The sequence below is a fragment of the Mycobacterium sp. VKM Ac-1816D genome (assembly GCF_000416385.1).
Lineage (GTDB): Bacteria > Actinomycetota > Actinomycetes > Mycobacteriales > Mycobacteriaceae > Mycobacterium > Mycobacterium neoaurum_A.
In genome coordinates this window covers 144,114-165,180 of sequence record NZ_AOHQ01000137.1, presented here as the reverse complement: position 1 = coordinate 165,180, position 21,067 = coordinate 144,114, and the positions used below count along the sequence as shown (strand labels likewise).

Sequence of the window (21,067 nt, the reverse complement as noted above, 5' to 3'; positions counted from 1 at the left end):
AGAGGAGGGGTGTGAGGTGTTCACGCGCGGGTCAGATGCCGGGGCCGTAGAGGCCGAACCGCAGATCGGGATCCCGGGGATCCCAGGTGTTGTGGAACTGAGACCGTTCGCCCATGCCGACCACGCGTCGCAACAGGGAATCGCTGAGCTGTAACTGCGCGGGCTCCCATTTCGCCAGCGCCGAGGGAATATCGCCGGTGGTCTCGGCCAGCGCGGTGGCCAGCGTCCACGCGTCGGCCGCTGCCTTGGCGGTACCCGCGGCGGCGTGCGGTCGCGACGCGCACGCCGCGTCACCGATCAGTGCCACCCGACCCAAGGCCATCCGGTTGGAACGGACATCGGAAAGGACCTGCAGGTACGGCGTCGGGGTGGCCACGACGACCTCGGCGACCGCCGGGGCGAACAGTTCGGTTGCGGCACGGCGCATCTCGTCGATGTAGCGGTCCTGGACCTGGCCGGGATGAATGGACACCGAACCGGTGAACCCACGCTTGTCGATCAGCATCTCGCCGAGGTCGGGCCCGGCCGGCACATTGCGGTACCAGACATAGTTGATCAGCCGGTGCGCCTCGTCGAGTCCCTCCTCACCGGGAATCGGGTACATGGTGATGTGCGAATTCGGCACCACGTCATAGGTGATCGCGTCGTGCAGCGTGGCGCGGGTGGCTTCGGTGAGCATCGACTGCGGCACCGTTCCGCGCCACCCGACATAGCCGGAGTAGACAAGTTCGGCGGTCGGGTCGAAGCGCTGCCGCGCCGCGGAGGTGATGCCGTCGGCGAACACAACCAGGTCGGCACTCTCGGTACGGCCGCTGACGAAACGCACGGTGGCTCGCGTGTCGTCCTGGTCGAAACCGCAGGCGTACTCGCCATAGTGGTAGTGCTCGGTGCCGAAGTCCGCCAACAGGGCCCGGTAGAACGTGCCCCACGAGGTGTACGTCCAGCGCGCGGGCTCGCGGTGGGCGATACTGCCGTCGGCGTTGAGGTATTGGACGTGCGAGGTCGCGGTGTGAAGGTCGTCGAGCCGCTGGCTGCTGCGCTCGACGAACCAGCGCACGGTGTCGGGTTGCAGCACGATACCTCCGCCGCGGCCGTCCAACGGGCCGGGCGTCCGCTCGTACACATCGACGGTGAAGCCCAGGTCGCGCAGGAGCAGGGCGGTGGTCAGTCCGCCGATGGATCCGCCGATGACGATCGCCGACGAATGGGGGTGCTCGCTCATGAGTGGCTCTTCTCGGTGGGGGTGACGGGCTCGAAATAACTGTCGGTGGGCAATGGGGTGCCGCGGGTCTCGGCGGCGAACGCCAGGCCCACGACGGCGATCAGTCCCAGCGCCGCCACCGTGGCGGTGGCCACCCCGAGGTCGCCGCCGAACCATGATGTGGCGATCACGCCGGCGCTCAGCGGTCCCAGCGCGGTGACGAATCGACCGACGCTGTTGGACACGGCAAGCGCGGTGGCCCGCACGCTGGGCGGGAACACCTCGGGCCCGTAGATGAAGGTGCCCGACAAGGCGCCGAACAATCCGAACCCCAGCAGCGGCATGGCGAACAGGAACTCGGTGTACCCGCGGTCGAAGGGGAAGGTCCAGGCGATCGAGGCGGCGGAGACGGTGAAGCTCATCAGGAAGGTCCTGCGGCGCCCGATGGCATCGGCGATGAAGCCCCATGCGGCATAGCCGATGATGCCGCCGGCGTTGAACAGCATTGCCGTGACGGCGACCCGATGATCGGTGACCGCTTGCGGCACAGCATCATTCGCGCTGATCTGCCGGATGATCTGTGGATACCAGGTGGACACACTCCAGAAGGCCAGCAGCGCGCCGGAGGCGAGTGCGGTGCACACCAGCATAGGCCTGCGCAGCGGCGGTGAGATGAGGCGGCGCAGCACGAACTGTTCCCGGGTGCCCGCGGCCTTGCGCTGCTTGCGGACGTGCATCGCGGCGTTGATCTCCGGAGGCTCGGGGACATAGCGTCGGATGAACCAGACCAGCAGCGCGGGCAGGCCGGCCAGCAGCATCATGAACCGCCAGCCGTGATCACCCAGCAGTGCGTACACCGCAGCGGCGGCAAAGAACCCGCCGGCGTAGCCGGCCATCATGACTCCGCCCGCGCGGGCACGGTAGCGATTGCGCCAGGTCTCGGCGATCAGCGCGGCACCCACCGGCGCCTCGACACCGGATCCGACGCCTGCGATGAATCGCAACAGGCCCAGCTGCCACCAGGTGTCGGCGAAGGCGGCCAGGGCGCTGAACACGGCGTAGGTCAGGATGCCCACCGAGAGAACCCTGGTGCGGCCGAAGTAGTCGGCCAACATCCCGAACATGATGCCGCCGACAGCCCAGCCCGTCAGGAACAGCGCCACGGTCAGTCCGCCGTACAGCCCGATCGATGATGAGGAGACCTCGACGCCGCTGTTGGGTAGCAGTTCGGTCATGGTGGGTCCGAGGACCAACACGTAGAGGCTGCCTGCGAAGCCGTCGAGGCCCCAGCCCAGGGTGGTGCCGGCAAGGACAAGCCATTGCACTCGGGTGATCTCATGTCGCCAGCCGCTACCGGCCGGCCCACGGGTCGTGTTGTGGTTCACGAAAAGCCTTTCAGGAGTCCGGATCCGGGGTCAGTTCAGGCGGCGCTGGCCGAAGTTGCCATACCAGTCCACGGGTTCGGCGGCAGTGCGCACCACGATGGTCTTGATCCACGAGAAATCGTCGAAGGATTCGGTACCCGCGTCTTTTCCGGTACCGGATTCCTTCACGCCACCCCACGGCAACGATGGCTCCAGCCGGTGGTGGTCGTTGATCCACACCATGCCCGCGGTGATCCGCGCGGCGACACGATGCGCTCGGGCCACGTCGAGGGTCCACACCCCGGCGCCGAGTCCGAACTCGTTGTCGTTTGCCATCGCGACGGCGTCGGCCTCGGTATCGAAGGGGATGACCACCGCCACCGGGCCGAAGATCTCCTCGCGGGCCACCGTCATGGCCATGGTGGCGTCGGCCAGGACGGTGGGGGACAGGAAGAATCCGTCGCGAAGTTCCACGGGCAGCCGGGGGGCCTCGCCGCCGGCCGCGAGGCGAGCACCCTGGTCGACACCGGTCTGGATCAGCCGACGCACATTATCGCGTTGGCGGGCGCTGATGAGCGGGCCCATCTGGGTCTCCGGGGCGGCGGGATCGCCGACGACGATGGCCCGCGCACGGTGCACCAGGGCAGCGACGAACGCGTCGTAGATGCTGCGGTGCACCAGAAAGCGCGAACCGGCGACACACGACTGGCCGGCGGCCACGAAGGCGGAGAACGCCGCGCCCTCGGCGGCGTCGACCGGGTCGACATCGTCGAAGACGATGACCGGGGTCTTGCCGCCCAGTTCGGCCGTCACCCGGGCGAACCGGGTTGCCGTCGCCACGGCGGCCGATCGGCCTGCCTCGGTGCCGCCGGTCAGCGTGATCTTGGCGACGTCCGGATGCTCGGTCAACCGGATGCCGGCCTCGCGTCCGCCGGTCACCACGTTGACGACCCCTTCCGGTATCCCGGTCCCGGCGATGATGTCGGCCAGCGCCAGCGTGGTCAGCGGTGTCATCTCCGAAGGCTTGACCACCACGGTGTTGCCGTTGGCCAATGCCGCGGACAGGCTGCGAGCCAGGATCAGCAGCGGATGGTTGAACGGGGTGATGATGCCGCATACGCCCAACGGCAGCCGCTGCTGATAGGTGAGGTACGGGCCATCGCCCGGCAGGACCGAATGACGCTGGGCGGCAAGTAGTCCCGCGTTGTAGCGAAACCACTCGGGCACGCGGGACAGCTGAGCCCTTGTTTCGGTGATGGGTCTGCCGTTGTTCTCGGCTTCCAATGTGTAGAGCCGTTCGGTCTGCTCCTCGATGGCATCGGCGATGCGCAGCAACAATCGGGCGCGCTCGCTGCGCGGCATGTCGGCCCACGGGCCGTCGGCGAAGGCGGCCTTGGCGGCGGCCACGGCGGTGTCGACATCCGCGGCGCCCATCTCGGCGACCGTGGTGATCACGCTCGCGGTGGCCGGATTGATGATCGCGCGGACATCGAGTGCCGATGGCGGCGCGGTGACGGGTGCGGCGTCGGTGCTGCTGGTCATGTGGGGGTGTCCTTCTCCTCGGCGTGACTATGAGTGTCGTCACGTCGGGAGGGTTGGACAATGTAGTTCGGACCATAAGAGCGCTGTTTTTATGTTCGCGCGGACATGGTCGTGTCATGCTGATCCGGTGAGTTCAACCGAGACGGACACTGTCGAGGGCAGGCCGGGTGCCGAGATGTCGACATGGCTCGGTGCCATGCGTGAACTCAGCGCCGCCGCCACCTCGGCCGCGGGCCTCGCCGAATTGCTCGGCCAGATCGCGACGACCGCGCGCGCACTGCTGGGATTCGACTTCTGTGGCGTGCTGATCCCGGACTCCGAGCGCACCAGGCTGATCGTGGCCGGATGGAGCGGGTTGTCCGAGGATTATGTGGATCAGGTCAACGGCGATCGGCCGATCCGCCTCGACGGCGGTGCCCCCTCGGCCCGTGCGTTCCACAGTGCGCAGTCGGTCACCATCCGCGATATCACCGCGGATCCGGAGTTCACGCCGTGGGGAGGTGCGGCGCAGGAACAGGGGTACCGGGCACTGATCAGCGTGCCGCTGATCGCGGGTGGCCGCACACTGGGCACGCTCAACGGCTACTACATGCCGGTGCACACCTTCACGTCGACCGAGACCGAGCGGATGACCCTGCTGGCCAACCATGCAGCGATCGCACTGACCTCGGCCGACCGGTTGGACCAGTTGCGCACGCTCAACCGCGAGCTGCGGGAACAACGCGACGCCCTGGCGCGCTCGGAGGAGATCCACAACAGCCTGCTGGCGGTGACGCTGCGCTCCGGCGGGCTCGACGGCGTCGCCCATGCGCTGTCAAATCTGATCGGCAGGCCGGTGCTGATCGAGGATCCGTTGCATGAGATCCTCGCCGTCGCAGGGGATTCGGACTCGCTGCCGGATTCCGACCTGCGGATCCAGAGCGCGCCCACCCACGACGGATCTTCCCGGCCGGTGCGGTCGGCCGACGGATCATTCCTGGTGTCCTCGCCCGAACTCGACGGGGAGTTGGTGGCCCGTATCTGGTTTCCCGATGGCGAGCTCGAGCCCGATCCGATGACGGTGCGTGCCGTCGAGCACGCGTCGATGGTGGTGTCGTTGGAGCTGCTGCGCGCCCGCACCGCGGCCGAGGTGGAGCAGCGACTGCGTGGCGAACTGCTCTCAGAGGTGCTCAGCGAGCAGGCCGACCTTCCCGAGACCGTGCTGCGCAGGGCGCAGTTGCTCGGGCATGATCTGAGCCAACCGCATGATGTCATCGTGGCGCGGATCGACCGCTCGGCCGGGGTGCCCGACAAGATGTTGCGCCAGCGCATCTTCGGGCTGATCTCCGATCTTGCTACCGGACAACGCTTTCGGCCACTGGCGGCGAATATCCGTGACGATGTGGTCGTGCTGTGGACACAGGGGGTTCCGGTGCCCGGTGGCGGTGAGGGGTCCGCCGCGGCGGTCGCTGCGGCCGTCCACGGTGCGCTGACCCGCCTGGCCGACGGGGTCGAGGTGACCGTGGCCGGGGTGACTCCTGGGCGGCAGACCTACGCCGAGGCGTACCGCATCGTCAAAGGTGCGCTGTCGATCGCGGTGGCCGCGCGGCGCACCAATACCGTGGTGACCCTGGAGGATCTGGGTGTCGCCGGGCTCCTCCTGCAACTCGATGATCCGGCTCTGCTGACCGCCTTCGCCGCGCGCACACTCGGGCCGTTGCGCGACTACGACCTGGCCCACGGCACGGAACTGGTCAGCACCATCCGCACGTATCTGGCGCACAACCAGGACCGCAGGGGTGCTGCCTCGGCTCTGCACATCCACCCCAACACCTTGACCCAACGGTTGCAGCGCGCCGAGGCGTTGTGCCAGATGACGCTGGCCGACCCCGCGGTGGTGCTGCAGTTCGCCACCGCACTCACCGTCGACGCCGTGGCCACCGGTCGGTAGGCCGCCGGCCGCCACGTGAGTGCGCATGGTCTCCGGCACATTGGATGCGCGAAATTATGTGTCTGTCGACATTGAGCATGGTCCTCGTGGGGCTGACACTCGTAAGCACTCCCGAGAAAGGACGTATCGATGATCAGCGCAGATCTGGCGCCCGGCGTGATCGATGTGCACGCGCACTGGTTGCCGCGGGAGTTGTTCGACCTCCCCGGCGCCGGCCCACACGGACGCATGCACGATCGCGACGGTCAACTCTTTCTCGGCGAGATCCCACTGTCGATCGCCGCCGACGCGATGAGCGATATCGCCGCCATCCGTGCCGATATGCGCCGCAGCGAGGTCGGGGTTCGGGTGTTGTCGGCACCGCCCTTCGCGTTCCCGCTGCAACCGGGCGCCGCCGCCGACGACTACGTGGGCGCCTTCAACAGTGCGCTGACCGAGGTCGTCGCCGATGCCGACGGCGCGCTGCTCGGACTGGGACTGGTCAGTCTGGCCGACAGTGCGGCCGTCACCACGCAGCTGACACAGCTGGCCGGCTCCGAAGGCATTGCCGGCGTGGCAGTCCCACCGCTGTTGGGCAACGAGTCCCTGGACGGTCCCGCCCTCGGGCACGTGCTGCGTGAGGCGGCTCGGCTCGGGCTGTCGGTGTTGGTGCACCCGATGCAACTGCCGCAGCCGCAGTGGGCGAACTACTACCTGAACAACCTCATCGGCAACCCGACCGAATCGGCCACCGCGGTGGCCGCGCTGATCCTCAGCGGACTCAAAGACCAACTGCCGGGCCTGCGGATCTGTTTCGTGCACGGCGGCGGTTGCGCCCCAGGTCTTCTCGGCCGATGGAACCACGGCTGGCGGGCGCGTGCCGATGTCCGGGCCGCCGGGGCGCGTGCACCGCAGGAGGTGTTCGGTGAGCTGTTCTTCGACACCGTCACGCACGGAGCGGCCCAGCTGGAGCTGCTCTGCACGCTCGCAGGCACCGACAAGGTGGTCTGCGGTAGCGATTATCCGTTCGACATGGCCGATGCCGATCCGGCCCGCTTTGCCGTCGACCACGGTCCGGGGCGCGACAGCATCATCCGGGCCGCCATGGCATACCTCGGCCTGGATCAGGAGTAGCGGACATGACACGGTTGTTCAGCCCGCTCACCCTGCGCTCGGTGACCTTCGCCCACCGGGCATGGATGTCGCCGATGATGCAGTTCGCCGCCGTACCTTCGGGTCCCGACGAGGGATCGCCCACCGACTGGCATCTGCAACATCTCGGTTCGCGTGCCGTCGCCGGAGCGGCACTGATCATGGTGGAGGCGACCGCCGTGCACCCGGTGGGCCGCAGCAGCGTGTTCGACCTCGGTCTGTGGAACGAGCGGCAGGCCGACGGTCTGCGTCGCATCGCCGAATTCGTCACCGCGCAGGGGTCCGTGCCGGGTATCCAGATCGTGCACGCCGGCCGTAAGGGTTCCACCGGGCGTCCGTGGGGAGTCGACGAACAGCGCTGGCCCACGGTGGGGCCCAGCGCTGCGCCGTTCGGTCGTCTGCCGACTCCCGCTGAACTCGGTATCGACGAGATCGGCTCCATCACAACGGCATTCGCCGACGCCGCGGGCCGGGCCGCGCGAGCCGGTTTCAAGGTGCTGGAGATCCACGGTGCACACGGGTACCTGATCCACCAGTTCCTCTCTCCGCAATCCAACCGCCGCACCGACGGGTACGGCGGCACGCTGGAAAACCGGATGCGTTTTGCCCTGGAGGTCGTCGGCGCCGTGCGATCGGTGTGGCCGCCGGAGCTACCGCTGTTCTTCCGGGTGTCGGCGACCGATTGGCTCGGCGGCGATACCGAGGACCCGCGTCCGGGGTGGACGGTCGCAGAGACCGTGACGCTCGCAGCGCGTATGAAGACGCTCGGCGTGGACCTGATCGACGTGTCCAGCGGGGGATCGGTCCCCGATGCGCGGATCACGGTCGGCCCGGGCTACCAGGTGCCGTTCGCCGCTCGCGTCCGCAAGGAGACCGAGATCCCCACCAGCGCTGTCGGCCTGATCGCCGACGCCGAACAGGCCGAGAGCATCATCGCCGGCGAGCAAGCCGATGCGGTGTTCCTGGCCAGGGAGCTACTGCGCAACCCGGGCTGGGTCTGGCAGGCAGCGCGGCAACTGGGCGCCGAACTGCGTCATCCGCCCGCCTACCGCCGCGCCTTCGCCTGACCGGCTTCGGTCGACCGGGGTCCGTTCGGGGGTCGCCCCCATCAGGCAGGGAAGAACCCGTCGCCGGTCAGGGTCCCTGGCTGCCATCCGCGGGCTCCCAGACACAACATCGGCCGGCCGTCGGCCGTCTGGGCCGCACCCTGGGGCACCGAGCACGGCGCACCCACCTCCTGCACACCGTGCAGGTCGTAGGACATCGTCCAGAAACCGGTGTACACCGGCGGCCATTGATTGGGGATCCAGCTGCATTTCATCGGCTGGCCACCGCGGCCGCGGCCGAACGTGAACAGCTGGGTGTTCTCGCACGGTGCACCGAGTGCCGCGTGGTAGTTCATGCCGGGCACATCATTGGGGTACTGGCCGGATCCGTCATCGGCGGCGGCAGGGACAGCGAAACCCACCGCGGCGACGATGGTCGAAGCAGCAACCGTCAGTTCACGAAACATGTCCCGCCCTCACCGTGGTCGATCATTCCGGCAAAGCCTAGTGGTGTCGGCCGGGCGATGGTGGCTATTCCGGCGCGTCGAGCGCACTGACCGCGATGCCATACGGCAGGAAGCGCACCCGTCTGGCCGGGTCGGTGTTGTTCTTGTTGGCCCGCAACGCCTGCAGTTCGTTGGGGTAGACCTCTTCGATGTGCGCACCGCCCGCGGCATCGACGGTGTAGATGGCCCACACCCCGTCACCGGCGTCCCCGGTGGTCTCCGGCGCCGCCGGGGTGGCCTGGGCGGTGAACTGGTCGATCAGCGTCGACCAGCCTGCCCTCTTGCCGAACCTGTCCAGCGCATCTCGCAGTCCCTCGCCGGCTTCGCGGGCGAGCCTGTCAAACTCTTCTGGGTCGATACCGAACGGCCCGTTCTGGCTCATTGCCGTCCTCCTTCGCACAGGGGTGGTACCCAAGGATATGTCCACAACACGATCAGCGGTTCTGGCAGCGGTGGAACGCTCGCCGGTGGCCGCCGCCGCGCACGACAGGGCGGGATGGGTGGGCCTGTTCACCGCGGGGGCGCGCATCGAGGATCCGGTGGGGTCGCGCCCGCACACCGGTCGGTCCGAGATCGAACAGTTCTATGACACCTTCATCGGTCCGCGGGACATCACCTTCCATCGCGATATCGACATCGTCTGCGGCACCACCGTGTTGCGTGACCTGGTACTGGAGGTCGCGATGAACGCGTCGGTGACAATGCGCATCCCGGCACTGTTGCGCTATGACCTCGCCGAGGTCGGTGACGCGCTGGCCATCGACCGGTTACGGGCCTACTGGGAGCTACCCGCGATGGCATGGAAGTTCACCCGCAACGGTCCGGCCGCCTTCCCCGCGGCCATCGCCCTGACCCGTTCCCTGCTGGCCAACCAGGGTCCGGCGGGTGCACTGGGCTTCGTCGCCGGGGTCAACGGTGTCGGAGCCCGCGGCAGGCGGCTGATCGGGCAACTTGTCGACGATGCGATCGCCGGTGACGAGATGACGGTCAAGCGGGGGCTCGGTGACGCCGAGATCACCACCGGTGATCTCGGCCGGCTGCGACCCAGCGAACTGGTGGCCGCGCTCGCGGGCAAACGCCGGCGGACGATCCTGACCGCGGGCCGGCATGTCGTCGTCAGTCTGACCGGCACCGACGGTGCAGCAGTCCTGATCACCGAGGTGGGAGTCCGGCCCAGCCGGGTGCGACGGGTGCGATTGTTCACCGAGGCGCCCGGCTAGATGGGTGTGTCGCGCACGGTCGCATGTGCCACGTGAGACGGTAGTGATCATCATGGACAGTTCCTCACCGGCGGACCCCGCCACCGGCGCGTCGGCCAGGTACATCAGCTACGAGGAGTTCGGCCGCCACTTCTTCGACGTCGCGGTGTCGGAGAAGCGTGTCGCCGACGCCATCGGGGCGATCGCCGGTGACGAGTTCGAAATGGGTCCGATGGGCCAGGGGCCGGGCGGTATCGCCAAGGTGACCGCTCGGGTGCGCGTGCAGTACCCGCGCGTGACGCGCCACGTGGGCGAGGCCATCTCCTTCGACATCCGCATCCCGTTGGAGATCAACATGGTGATCGACCTGCGGATCGACAAACCGCGCTTCTTGGTGTTCGGGGAGATCTCGCTGCAGGCCATCGCGCGGGCCGCCGAACCGTTGCTGCTGATCCTCGATGTCGGTAAGCCGGGGCCCCGCGATATCGCCATCCACGTGACGTCGGGGACGTTGCGGGCCGAGGTGCTGCGCGTGATGGCCGGTATCGACGCCGAGATCAAGCGGTTCATCTCGGCCCATGTGGCCGGTGAGATCGACAGTCCCGGGGCCAGGGCGGCCAGAATCATCGACGTCGCCCAGCAGATCGACGGTGCCTGGCACAGCTGAGGGCGCGGTAGGCCGCGATGGTGCCCTAGCATGGTCACCCATGCGTCGAATCAACACCTGTGTGCTCACCACCGTGGCGACGGCCGGTCTTGCCCTCGGGCTCGCCGGTCCGGCACATGCGGATTCGGCGGCCGATGTCTTCCTCGGCGCACTCGACGCCGCCGGGGTGACCGCACCGGCCACGCTCAACGCGGTGGACACGCTGGCGCTGGGTCAGTCGGTCTGCCCGATGCTGTCGGCGCCCGGCCAGAACGTCGCCAATGCCGCGGCCACGGTCGCCGATCGTGCGGGCATGTCATTGGGCCCCGCGACGATGTTCACCGGCGTAGCGATCTCGATGTTCTGCCCGGCGGCCGTGGCCGGTATCGGCGACGGCAAGATCTTCGGCTTCGACCCGTTCGGCCGCTGAATGTCGTTGCTCCTGTGCCGCTGAGCTCGCCGGGACCGGCACCAGCTGCGGATTCCGCGCCTGGTGCCCGTGAAAGGCGCTGCGGCCCCGCATATGTCGCCATATCCACGGCATGAACATGTTCTGCGTCCATGCCAGCTGCGCCGTCATCCGGGACCGTAGCGATCGGTAATCGTCGCCGGCCGCCACCAGAGCCCAATCATGATCGGCCCCAGCCAGTTCCAGGGCTTCTGCCGCCGCCGCGGCGAACAGCACATGCCCGGCGGTGGAACCGTGCACCCGGTCCGGGCTCCACACCGCGGGATCGGTCATCGCCGCGGCAGTGTAGAGGTCGACCAGCCGGAAACCGTGCCGGTCCGCAGCGCCGCGGATGACGTCGTTGATGCGCAGTACCCGCGGCACCAGCAATCGGCCGGCGGGCAGGATCTTGGTGATATCGGGGAACGTGGTGGTCACCACCGTGGCACCCGATGACGCCAACGCCTCGTGCAGGGTGTCCAGGTCGCCGAGAGCACGGTCGAATTTCCGGCCGGGTCGGGTCACGTCGTTCATGCCTACGCACACCGTGATCAGATCGGGCTGCATCGCCAGGGCCTGTGGCAGCTGCACATCGAGCACATCGGCGATGCGCTTACCCCGGATCGCCAGGTTGGCATATTGCAGGCCAGGGGATTCGGCCGCGATCATGCGCGCCAGTCGATCTGCGAATCCGACCAGCGCCCCGGATTCGTCGACATCCCAGAGGCCTTCGGTCTGACTGTCACCCACGGCGACGTACCTGCTGTACCGGATGCCGGCCACGGTGGTCACTGTAGCGCCGACACCGCCATGGTGCTCGCCGAGACCCGTCGGCGCGGTCGTGGACTACGCTGCGCTGATGCCACGTGCAAGCGCAGGGGTGCTGCTGTACCGCGTGACCGACGGTATGGCCGAGGTGCTGATCGGACACCCCGGCGGCCCGTTCTGGGCGCGCAAAGACGATGGCGCATGGTCGATTCCGAAAGGTGAGTTCGACGAGTCCGAGGACGCCTGGTCCGCGGCCAGCCGAGAGTTCGCCGAGGAGATCGGATTGCCGGTGCCCGACGGTGCGCGAATGGACTTCCCGCCACTGCGTCAGCCCAGCGGCAAGATCGTCACCGCGTTCGCGGTCGAGGCGGATCTCGATGTCACGAACGCGGTCAGCAACACCTTCGAATTGGAATGGCCAAGGGGCTCCGGTCGTATCCGGCAGTACCCGGAACTCGACCGCGTGCAGTGGTTCACCGTCGCAGAAGCCCGCGCCAAACTGCTCAAAGGGCAACGGCCACTGCTGGATCAACTGATGGAGCGGCTGGCCGGCCGGGCCGGTTGATGTATCAGGGCGACCCGTTGCTGATGCGGATCTGCTCGCGGCACTCTCGTCGGGTCTGACCGGTCTGCTGCATGCACACCCGCACCGAGGGGTCCAGAACCCCCGGTAGTGGCTCCTCGCTGGGATCCGGCGCCTCGGTGGTCACCGTGGGACTCGCCACCGGCCCCTGCGTCAGCGACCAGATGGTCGCCTGGGTGCCCGCCAGGGTCTCGCAGTACACCGTCGTGCCCTCGGCGGTGGTGCCCGTGCCGCCGAGTGGGCCGCAATCGGCACCGACCACCGCGGCGGTGGCCGGTTCGGTCACATCGGTGGTGACCGTGACGGTCGGATCAGGGGCGGAGGTGGTCGTGCTCGCCACCGGTGGCGGCGCGGGGGCCGCCGTGCTGGACGGCCGGGCGCTGGAGGTGGTGGCCGGGGCGGCCTCCGGACGCTCGTCGTCGGCGCGGCCGAATTCGAATGCGGCGACCACGATCGCGACGCACAGCAGGACCGCGAGAACCCCGGCAACCATGATCGCGGCCGCGGGACGCTGCCTGCGCACCTTGGGCTTCTTGGGTGCCGGTGCGAGTGTGGTCTGCTCGGAGATGTCACCGGCCAGCTGGTGGCCGAGTGCGCGTGCGAAGTCGGTGCACCGGTCGAACCGCTCGCCGGGCTCCTTGGCCAGGGCCTTGGTGAACACCGGGTCCAGGTGCGCCAGTTCGGGGCGCCGGCTGCCGATCGCAGGTGGCGAGGCCGACAGATGCTGGCTGATGACCACCGCCGGGTTGGAGTTGCGGAACGGTGGTGTTCCGGAGAGCAGCTCGTAGGCCGTGGCCGCCAGGGCGTACTGATCGGACCGGCCGTCCACGGGATTGCCCATCAGCTGCTCGGGCGCCGCATAAGACACCGTGCCGACGGTCATGTTGGTCGCGGTCAGCCCGCTGACATCGTCGGACCACCGCGCGATACCGAAATCGGCCAGCATGATGCGTCGGTCGCCGGACTCCGGACCGCAGATCAGGATGTTGGCCGGTTTGACGTCCCGATGCAGCAGATTGCGCTGATGGGCGTAGTCCAACGCCTCGGCGACCGCCGTGACGATCTCGATGACCTGCTGTGGGGGCAGACCCTGTGGGTGCTCCTCGCGCAACAGGCGTGAGGTGTCGGTGCCGGGAACGTAGTCCATCGCGATCCACAGCTGACCGTCGCTCTCACCGCGGTCGTGCACACCGACGATGTGCGGATGCCACAGCGTGGCCGCGATATCCGCCTCGCGTTCGAAACGTTGGCGGTATTCGTCATCGGTCGACACCTGCGCGAGCAGGATCTTCAGCGCGTCCTGGCGCGGGAGTCGTGGGTGCTGGGCGAGGTAGACCTCACCCATCCCGCCGGCGCCGAGGGCGCGAACGATCGTGTATCCGGCGAACGTTGCGCCAGGCGCCAATGGCATGGGCGAATACTAGACGCCGGACTCAGCCAGCCGGCGGAGGAACGGGCGCCGGCGAGGTGGGAACTCCGGCCTGGGCCGGCGGCATCGGGGTCGGGGTCACGGTGGTCACACCGTTCGCGCCGACCGTGCGTCCACCCGGGCCCGATCCGGTGGACCGGCTGGCGCCGGCGGCGTCGAAAGCCGCCTGCGTGCAATTGAGCATCAGCTGCATCTTCCCGGACGGGATGTACTTCTGCTTCTCCACGATGCACATGCTCTGTTGGATGTCACTGCCCACCGCGCCGCCGAACATCGACGGAATGCCCATGCTCTTGAGGATCGCCACGGCCTTGCCGTACGGTTCGCCGACCACGTTGTACGCGGCCTGCGCCGCCTGCGGGTCCGAGCTCGCCGTGCCTGCGGTGACGATCGCCGCCGATGCGATGGCGCAGGCGCCCAGCCCCAAGCCGATTAGCTTCTTCACGTGACCTCCGGGTGTCGCGGTGCGGTGCGAACATATCGCAGAACCACACCTGTAGAAACTCCAGTCACGTGTCCATCGCCGGCACCTGGGCTTTCATTACTTCGGCAAGAGCATTGGCGCGGGGATCGGTGAACACGTCCTCCAGGGACATGCGCTCACCGTCGGGCCCGGACAGCGGCACACGCCAGTTCGGGTACTCGTCGGTGGTGCCCGGCTGGTTCTGCGCGCGGAGGTCGCCGACCGCGTCCGGCAAGGCCAAGGCCAGCAGTTTCGACGGTGTGCGGCCCAGGAAGGCGTGCAGACCACGGACGATCTCGTCGATATCGGGCTGCTCGCCGAGCAGACCGAGCCGGCGCAGTTCGTCGAGCCAGGCCTGCTGTTCGATCCGATCGTCGGCGATCTCCTCGTCGACCGGCCGGGTCAGCAGCCCCAGCGACTCGCGCAGCCGGATGTGCTCACCGGCCAGGTAACCGGCTGTCGGCGGCAGATCGTGGGTGGTCACCGCGGACAGGCAGGCCTCGCGCCAGCGCTCGGCGGGCAGCGGTGCGCCCCCGTCGGTGCGTTCGAACCACAGGATCGACGTACCGAACAATCCGCGGTCGCGCAGATAGTCACGCACCCACGGCTCGACCGTGCCCAGATCCTCGCCGACCACGACCGCGCCGCTGCGATATGCCTCCAGCGCCACGATGCCGATCAGCGCATCATGGTCGTAGCGCACGTAGGTGCCTTCGGTCGGCGCCGCACCCTGGGGGATCCACCACAACCGGAACAACCCGATGATGTGATCGATCCGGACCCCGCCGGCATGGCGCAGTACCGCGTTGACCAGGGCGCGGAACGGCGCATAGCCGGTTCGTCGCAACTGGTCGGGCCGCCACGGTGGTTGTGACCAGTTCTGGCCGAGCTGGTTGTACTCGTCCGGCGGCGCCCCGGCGCTCACCCCGCGCGCCAGCACATCTTGCAATGCCCAGGCATCCGCGCCGTCGGGATCGACCCCGACGGCGAGGTCGTGCATGATGCCCAGGCCCATGCCGGCCTGGGTGGCTCGGGCCTGGGCGGTGGTCAGCTGATCATCGAGTTGCCATTGCAGCCAGCGGTGGAAGTCGACGGCCGCCTCGTTGGCGGCGGCGAAAGCCGCGACCTCGGGGTTGTCGGGATGGGTCAGCTTTTGCGGCCAGGTGTGCCAGTCCGGCCCGTGCACTTCGGCCAGTGCGCACCAGGTGGCGAAGTCGTCGAGGCTGCGGCCCTCGCGATCGCGGAATGCCGCGTACGCCAGGTCCCGGCCCGCGGATCGCGGCACCCGGTACACCTGTTGCAAGGCAGCACGTTTCACCTTCCACGCCGCGTCCCGGTCGATACCGTCGCGGCGTCGGGCGCGGCCGGCCAACTCGGCGCGGGCCTTGCGTAGTGGCCCGCGCCTACGCAGCTGGGCGTACTCGTCGATGGCCTCGACCCGCAGATACAGCGGATTGACGAACCTGCGGGAGGTCGGCAGATAGGGCGACGGCTCCATCGGCGCCACCGGTGCGGCGGCGTGCAATGGATTGACCAGGATGAATCCCGCGCCATGGCGAGCCGCCGACCAGACGGCAAGATCGGTCAGATCCGTCAGATCGCCGGTGCCCCAAGACTGTTCGGAGGTGACGCTGTAGAGCTGGGTGGCCAGACCCCAGTGCCGCCTGCGCGGCGGCGCCAGCACGGCGGGTGCGACGATCACGGTGGTGTCGGTCTCGCCGGTGTCGGTCCTGGCATGCAGGCGGTGATATCCGGGCGGCAGATCGGCAGGCAGCTCGAAGGTGGCCTCGCCGATTGTCCGCCCGTCCAGATCATATGGCGCACGATTGTTTTCGAGCTGGCGCAGCTCGGTGCGCACGGAGCCGTCCTCCAGCTCGACCCAGACATCGACCGGCCGGCCGTGGGTGACATGCACCCAGAACGACGACGCGGTGCCCGAGCGGGCCACCACCGTCGGTGGCAGGGCATCGCCCCAATACTCACGGTCGTGCGTCCGCGCGGCGTGCTCCCGGTCGGCCGGGGTATCGGCCGGCACCCCGAGCGCGGCGAGCACGGACACCAGCGTGTGCTCGGGCACCGGAACGCTGCGGCCACGCCAGTCGACGAACTCCGTTGCCACCGCGTACCGCTGTGCGAGCTCGGCCAATTCGGTCATGCTCGCAATCTTGCCGGATCCGCCGCGTCGCCGCCGGACCGGTGGGCACCGTTGCGCGTGGTGTCAGTATCGTCGGCGGGCATGCCGCCAGGAGCCACTACCGACCCGGCCCGGCGGGCCCGGATCGCCGTGGGAGCGCTGTTCCTGACCAATGGAGCGATGTTCGCCAACCTGCTGCCGAGGTACCCGGAGATCAAGAGCGATCTGGCGCTGTCCAATGCCGGCTACGGGGCGGTGGTGGCGGCTTTCGCCGCCGGTGCGCTGGTCGCCGGACTGGCCGCCGGCGCAACCGTCCGGCGGTTCGGATCGGCCCGCACTGCGGTGGGGTCATCTGTACTCCTGGCAGTGCTGATCGCGACCGCCGGTTCGGCGAGCACGCCTGCGTTCCTGGCCGCCGCACTCTTTTTTGCCGGCGCCTGCGATGCCGTGACCGATGTCGCGCAGAACGTGCATGGCCTGCGGGTTCAACAAACCTATGGCCGCTCGATCATCAATTCGCTGCATGCCGTCTGGGCCGCGGGGGGCATCCTCGGCGGATCCATGGGCGCCGCCGCCATCGCCCTGGGGCTCGGGCGCTCAGTGCACCTGGCCATCGCCGCAGCAGTGTTCGCGGCGGTGGCACTGGCGGCCTATCCGTTCCTGTTGCCGGGACCCGATCGAGCCGACGATCACCGCGGCGGTTCCACCGGGTTGGGGCGGCGGGCCCATCTTCCGGCGTATGCGTTGCTGGCGGTTCTGGTGGTCGTGGCCATCGCGGGGGCCGTCATCGAGGATGTCGGCAGCACCTGGGCCACGCTCTATCTGCGCGATGGGCTCGGCGCGCCGGGGGCGGTCGCGGTGTTCGGGTACGTCGCGTTGATCGGGTGCATGTTCGTCGGGCGGCTGACAGGTGATCGCCTGGTGGACAGGTTCGGCGAGCGCATCGTGACCAGGACCGGGGGACTCGTGATGGCGGCCGGTATGGGTTTGGCCCTTGCGTTTCCGTCGGTACCCGGCACGATCGCCGGTTTTGCGGCGGTCGGCCTCGGGGTGGCGACACTGGTGCCTGCGGCGATGCACGGCGCCGATCGACTACCCGGGCTGCGGCCGGGTACCGGACTGACGGCGGTGGCGTGGCTGATGCGGCTGGGGTTCGTCGCCTCGCCGCCGGTGATCGGGCTGATCGCCGATGCTGCCGGGCTGCGGGTGGGACTGCTGCTGGTGCCGGCGGTGGGACTACTGGTCGCCGTGTTGACCTGTGTGCCCGGCGTGCTCAGTGCGCCACGCCGGCCATCTCGATCGTGAGCACACCGGCGATGATCAGGGCGATGCCCGCCACCATCCGCCAGGTCAGCGGATCACGGAAGAGCACCCGTGCGGCGACGGCCACCAGCGCGACACCGCACGCGGTCCAGATGCCATAGGCAACCCCCACCGGCATCCCTAACGACAGCGAGACCCACAACAGATAGAAGGACGCCAGATAGCCGGCCGCCACCGGGACGATCCACCGGCGGCGGCGGAAACCATCGGATGCCCGCAGCGACAAGGTGGCGAGCACTTCCGTCCCGATGGCCCCGGCCAGCGCCAGCCACATCACGGGGTCACCTCGGAGGGCCCGTCGTGGGAGCCGAATTCGACCAGCAGGACGCCGGCGATGATCAGCGCGATGCCGGCCAGCAGCGGCCAGGTGAACGCCTCACCGAAGATCAGGGACGCGGCGACGGCGGTGACGGCGGTGCCCGTCGCGCCCCAGATTCCGTAGGCCACCCCGACGGGCATCCCGGTCCGGAGGACCGCGGCCATCAAGATGAACGACGACAGGTAGCCGGCGACCACCAGGGTCAGCCAACCGGAATGGTCCTGTGAGGCACGTAGCGACAGTGTTCCGCCGACCTCTGTCGTGATCGCTCCGCCCAGCAGAGCCCACTTACGCACGGCGCCAACTTAGCGGTGCGCCCGGCCTGCGGCAGGTGTCGGGTGGTGGTGGCGACGTGCGAGCGGGAGATATGGACCCCGTCACGTATCGGTGCACCCGAGATCGGCGGTGCCACTATGGAGGATGTGACCGATACAAGATTCTCGATGCACGACACCGCGGTCGTCGAGACCACTAACGGCCCGGTGCGTGGCACCGGCGACGGCGTCGTCACCCGCTGGTTGGGGGTTCGATATGCCGCCGCGCCCGTCGGTCCGCTGCGCTGGCGTGCGCCCCAACCGCCGCAACCGTGGACCGAACCGGCCGATGCCACCGTGCTCGGCCCAGTGTGCCCGCAGCCCACCGACCCGCGGATCCCGCTGGATCTGGGCGCGCCGCAGGGAGCCGATTGCCTGACGGTGAACATCTGGGCTCCGACCCGCGGCGATGGGCCCGAGGGAGATGGGCCCGAGGGAGATGCGCACAAGCCGGTCCTGGTGTGGGTGCACGGCGGCGCCTACATCCTGGGTTCGGGTGCCCAGCCGCTCTACAACGGGCGCGAACTGGCCGCCGGCGGGGATGTCGTCGTGGTGACGGTGAACTACCGGCTCGGCCCGTTCGGCTTCCTGGACCTGTCGTGGCTCGGCGAGGGTTTCGAGACCAACACCGGCCTGCGCGATGTGCTGTTCGCGTTGCGGTGGGTGCGCGAGAACATCGCCAATTTCGGCGGCGACCCGGATCGGGTCACGCTGTTCGGTGAGTCGGCGGGCGGGGGCGTGGTGACCACGCTGCTGGCCAGCCCCGCCGCGGAGGGATTGTTCAGTCGCGCGATCGCCCAGAGTTCGCCGGTCACCTCGGTCTACGACCAGAAGCGCGCGCAGCGGATCGGTGAGCAGTTCCTGGGCGAGCTCGGTATGACGGCACGGCAATCGGACCAGTTGAGCGAGCTGCCGGTGACTGCCATCATCGCCGCGGCCAAGGAGTTGTTCAACGATGTGCCGCGGTTGGCGCCGGGCACCCTGGGCTTCGCCCCCATCGTCGACGGTGACATCGTGCCCGACTACCCGGTGAACGTCGCCAGATCGGGCCGTACGCTGCCGGTTCCGCTGATCATCGGCACCAACGAGCACGAGGCGGCGTTGTTCCGGTGGATGCGCTCGCCGCTGCTACCCATCAGCGGGCAGGCCATCAGCGAGATGTTCACCGCGATCGCTTCCGAACAACCCGACCTGCAGATCCCCACCCCGGCCCAGATCGCGGCGGTCTACCGCGGGCGCGGCAAGAAACCCGGTCTCGGCGTCGCACGTGACATCGGCTTCCGGATGCCCTCGATCTGGTTCGCCGAGGGCCACAGCGTGGTCGCGCCGGTGTACATGTACCGGTTCGACTGGTCCACCCCCATGCTCCGTGTTCTCGGATTGGGCGGCGCGCATGCCACCGAATTGCCCTACGTGTGGGGCAATTTGGTGGCCGGGCGTCGTGACCCGACATTCAAGCTCGGTGGTCTCGGCGCAGGCACCGAGGTCTCACACAGGATGCGGCAGCGCTGGTGCAATTTCGCGCGCGGTGGGTCACCGGATGCCGACGAGGGGCCGCGGTGGCGCCCATATGACGAAAAGAACCGCGTCAATCTGTTGATCGGGCGCGATGATCAGCTGGCGTTCGATCCGGACCATATCCAGCGCAGCACCTGGGGGACCGAGGTGTTGAGCTTCCGCTGATCCGGCACCGCTGCGGTTAGGCTCCGTGGATGGACGCCGTCATGGGATTGCTCTCCGCGCTGCCCGCGCAGATGCGCGACCCGGTCCTGTTCGCCATCCCGTTCTTCCTGCTGCTTCTCGTCATGGAATGGGCGGCGGCGCGCCGGCTCGAACACCTCGAGTCCGAGCCCCACGCAGCCCGGCCCAGCGCCGCAGACGCACACCAGCGCAGCGCCGCAGGCGCAGACCAGCGCAGCCCCGCGGGCGCTTACCAGCGTCGCGACGCCTGGACGAGCCTGTCGATGGGATTGGTCTCGGTGGTCACCACCGCGGCGTGGAAGGCCACGGCGCTGCTGGGCTACGCGGCGATCTACGCCTACCTGGCGCCATGGCAGCTCCCGGCGGATCGGTGGTACACCTGGGTGATCGCGTTGCTCGGCGTGGACCTGTTGTTCTACGCCTATCACCGGGCTGCGCATCGGGTACGACTGATCTGGGCCACCCACCAGGCCCACCATTCCAGCCAGTACTACAACTTCGCCACCGCCCTGCGTCAGAAGTGGAACAACAGCGGCGAGATCCTGATGTGGATTCCGCTGCCCTTGCTCGGTGTTCCGCCGTGGATCGTGTTCGCGAGCTTCTCGGTGAACCTCGTCTACCAGTTCTGGGTGCATACCGAACGCATCGACAAGCTTTGGCGACCAATTGAATTCGTCTTCAACACGCCGTCGCACCATCGGGTGCACCACGGCATGGATGCCGAGTATCTCGACAAGAACTATGGCGGGATCCTGATCCTGTGGGACAGGATGTTCGGCAGCTACCAGGATGAGCTGTTCCGACCGCATTACGGGTTGACCACGCAGGTCGACACCTTCAACATCTGGACACTGCAGACCCATGAGTACGTCAAGATCGCCCGTGCGGTGCGCAGCGCCCGCGGATTGCGAGACAAGCTCGGATACGTCTTCGGTCCGCCGGGGTGGACCCCGACCCGCAGCACCGAGTCGGTCGGGTCGGCTGCGCACTGAACCGCCCGTTCACCACGTAGTGTCGCCC

General features: G+C 68.2%; 20 protein-coding genes and 1 pseudogene. 10 read left to right on the top strand and 11 right to left on the bottom strand.

All coding sequences use genetic code 11. From position 1 onward, the window contains the following. Positions 1-31: 31 nt before the first annotated feature. From G154_RS15935 to G154_RS15925, 3 genes are all read right to left on the bottom strand, one after another. On the bottom strand, positions 32-1,222 hold the full coding sequence (locus G154_RS15935; RefSeq protein WP_019509941.1) for an FAD binding domain-containing protein: 1,191 nt from the start codon (positions 1,220-1,222) through the stop codon (positions 32-34). Then, positions 1,219-2,526, bottom strand: coding sequence for an MFS transporter (locus G154_RS15930; protein ID WP_237742519.1), 1,308 nt, complete (start codon positions 2,524-2,526; stop codon positions 1,219-1,221). The genes G154_RS15935 and G154_RS15930 overlap by 4 nt, the downstream gene beginning before the upstream one ends. Before the next feature lie 90 nt (positions 2,527-2,616). Beyond that, positions 2,617-4,107 carry an aldehyde dehydrogenase gene (locus G154_RS15925; RefSeq protein WP_019509943.1) on the bottom strand — a complete coding sequence of 497 codons (1,491 nt, stop codon included), beginning with the start codon at positions 4,105-4,107 and terminating at the stop codon, positions 2,617-2,619. A gap of 127 nt (positions 4,108-4,234) precedes the next feature. Between G154_RS15925 and G154_RS15920 the strand changes: the two genes are divergently transcribed. The 3 genes from G154_RS15920 (at position 4,235) to G154_RS15910 (ending at position 8,235) form a co-directional block, all read left to right on the top strand. Then, positions 4,235-6,037 (top strand): GAF domain-containing protein, encoded by a 1,803-nt coding sequence (locus G154_RS15920; protein WP_019509944.1) that lies wholly within the window; start codon positions 4,235-4,237, stop codon positions 6,035-6,037. Positions 6,038-6,166: 129 nt separating this feature from the next. Continuing rightward, positions 6,167-7,150 (top strand): amidohydrolase family protein, encoded by a 984-nt coding sequence (locus G154_RS15915; RefSeq protein ID WP_019509945.1) that lies wholly within the window; start codon positions 6,167-6,169, stop codon positions 7,148-7,150. Positions 7,151-7,155: 5 nt separating this feature from the next. Then, complete coding sequence (locus tag G154_RS15910; RefSeq protein WP_019509946.1) at positions 7,156-8,235, top strand: NADH:flavin oxidoreductase/NADH oxidase; 1,080 nt, start codon at positions 7,156-7,158, stop codon at positions 8,233-8,235. A 41-nt stretch (positions 8,236-8,276) separates the two neighbouring features. Here G154_RS15910 and G154_RS15905 read toward each other — a convergent pair whose 3' ends face one another. Next, on the bottom strand, positions 8,277-8,681 hold the full coding sequence (locus tag G154_RS15905) for a hypothetical protein (RefSeq protein ID WP_019509947.1): 405 nt from the start codon (positions 8,679-8,681) through the stop codon (positions 8,277-8,279). 64 nt (positions 8,682-8,745) lie between these two features. Then, entirely contained in the window at positions 8,746-9,102 is a 357-nt protein-coding gene (locus G154_RS15900) for a hypothetical protein (protein ID WP_019509948.1), read from the bottom strand. Between the two features lie 37 nt (positions 9,103-9,139). Here G154_RS15900 and G154_RS15895 point away from each other — a divergent pair, with 37 nt between their 5' ends. Genes G154_RS15895 through G154_RS26040 form a run of 3 tightly spaced genes read left to right on the top strand, consistent with a single transcriptional unit; the run spans position 9,140 to position 10,995 of the window. Continuing rightward, positions 9,140-9,940: a ketosteroid isomerase family protein gene (locus G154_RS15895; protein WP_023985867.1), complete on the top strand. Its 801-nt coding sequence runs from the start codon at positions 9,140-9,142 to the stop codon at positions 9,938-9,940. Positions 9,941-9,992: 52 nt separating this feature from the next. Continuing rightward, positions 9,993-10,586 (top strand): hypothetical protein, encoded by a 594-nt coding sequence (locus G154_RS15890; RefSeq protein WP_045546470.1) that lies wholly within the window; start codon positions 9,993-9,995, stop codon positions 10,584-10,586. A gap of 40 nt (positions 10,587-10,626) precedes the next feature. Next, positions 10,627-10,995 carry a DUF732 domain-containing protein gene (locus G154_RS26040; RefSeq protein WP_081650017.1) on the top strand — a complete coding sequence of 123 codons (369 nt, stop codon included), beginning with the start codon at positions 10,627-10,629 and terminating at the stop codon, positions 10,993-10,995. 75 nt (positions 10,996-11,070) lie between these two features. Here the strand turns inward: G154_RS26040 and G154_RS15885 are convergent. Next, positions 11,071-11,787 (bottom strand): annotated as a pseudogene (locus tag G154_RS15885) (SGNH/GDSL hydrolase family protein); the annotation flags it as partial. Between the two features lie 85 nt (positions 11,788-11,872). Between G154_RS15885 and G154_RS15880 the strand changes: the two are divergent. Then, positions 11,873-12,346 carry an NUDIX domain-containing protein gene (locus tag G154_RS15880; protein WP_023985864.1) on the top strand — a complete coding sequence of 158 codons (474 nt, stop codon included), beginning with the start codon at positions 11,873-11,875 and terminating at the stop codon, positions 12,344-12,346. 4 nt (positions 12,347-12,350) lie between these two features. Here the strand turns inward: G154_RS15880 and G154_RS15875 are convergent, their stop codons facing one another. The 3 genes from G154_RS15875 to malQ all read right to left on the bottom strand — a co-directional run bounded on the left by G154_RS15875 (position 12,351) and on the right by malQ (position 16,411). Next, a complete protein-coding gene (locus G154_RS15875; protein ID WP_023985863.1) occupies positions 12,351-13,775 on the bottom strand; it encodes a serine/threonine-protein kinase in 1,425 nt (474 codons plus the stop codon). Between the two features lie 22 nt (positions 13,776-13,797). Then, complete coding sequence (locus G154_RS15870) at positions 13,798-14,238, bottom strand: hypothetical protein (RefSeq protein ID WP_019509954.1); 441 nt, start codon at positions 14,236-14,238, stop codon at positions 13,798-13,800. Between the two features lie 64 nt (positions 14,239-14,302). Continuing rightward, entirely contained in the window at positions 14,303-16,411 is a 2,109-nt protein-coding gene (gene malQ / locus G154_RS15865; protein WP_019509955.1) for a 4-alpha-glucanotransferase, read from the bottom strand. An 81-nt stretch (positions 16,412-16,492) separates the two neighbouring features. On the opposite strand from malQ, the gene G154_RS15860 reads away from it, so the two are divergent. Further along, positions 16,493-17,695: an MFS transporter gene (locus tag G154_RS15860; RefSeq protein ID WP_023985862.1), complete on the top strand. Its 1,203-nt coding sequence runs from the start codon at positions 16,493-16,495 to the stop codon at positions 17,693-17,695. Here G154_RS15860 and G154_RS15855 read toward each other — a convergent pair. Together G154_RS15855 and G154_RS15850 are read right to left on the bottom strand one after the other, a co-directional pair. Further along, entirely contained in the window at positions 17,664-17,987 is a 324-nt protein-coding gene (locus G154_RS15855; RefSeq protein ID WP_019509957.1) for a multidrug efflux SMR transporter, read from the bottom strand. The two genes, G154_RS15860 and G154_RS15855, sit on opposite strands and share 32 nt — an antisense overlap. Beyond that, complete coding sequence (locus tag G154_RS15850) at positions 17,987-18,328, bottom strand: multidrug efflux SMR transporter (RefSeq protein WP_019509958.1); 342 nt, start codon at positions 18,326-18,328, stop codon at positions 17,987-17,989. Before G154_RS15850 ends, G154_RS15855 begins: the two co-directional genes overlap by 1 nt. Before the next feature lie 147 nt (positions 18,329-18,475). Between G154_RS15850 and G154_RS15845 the strand changes: the two genes are divergently transcribed. Next, entirely contained in the window at positions 18,476-20,029 is a 1,554-nt protein-coding gene (locus G154_RS15845) for a carboxylesterase/lipase family protein (RefSeq protein WP_031601526.1), read from the top strand. Positions 20,030-20,058: 29 nt separating this feature from the next. Beyond that, entirely contained in the window at positions 20,059-21,039 is a 981-nt protein-coding gene (locus G154_RS15840) for a sterol desaturase family protein (protein ID WP_019509960.1), read from the top strand. The last annotated feature ends 28 nt before the right edge of the window (positions 21,040-21,067 follow it).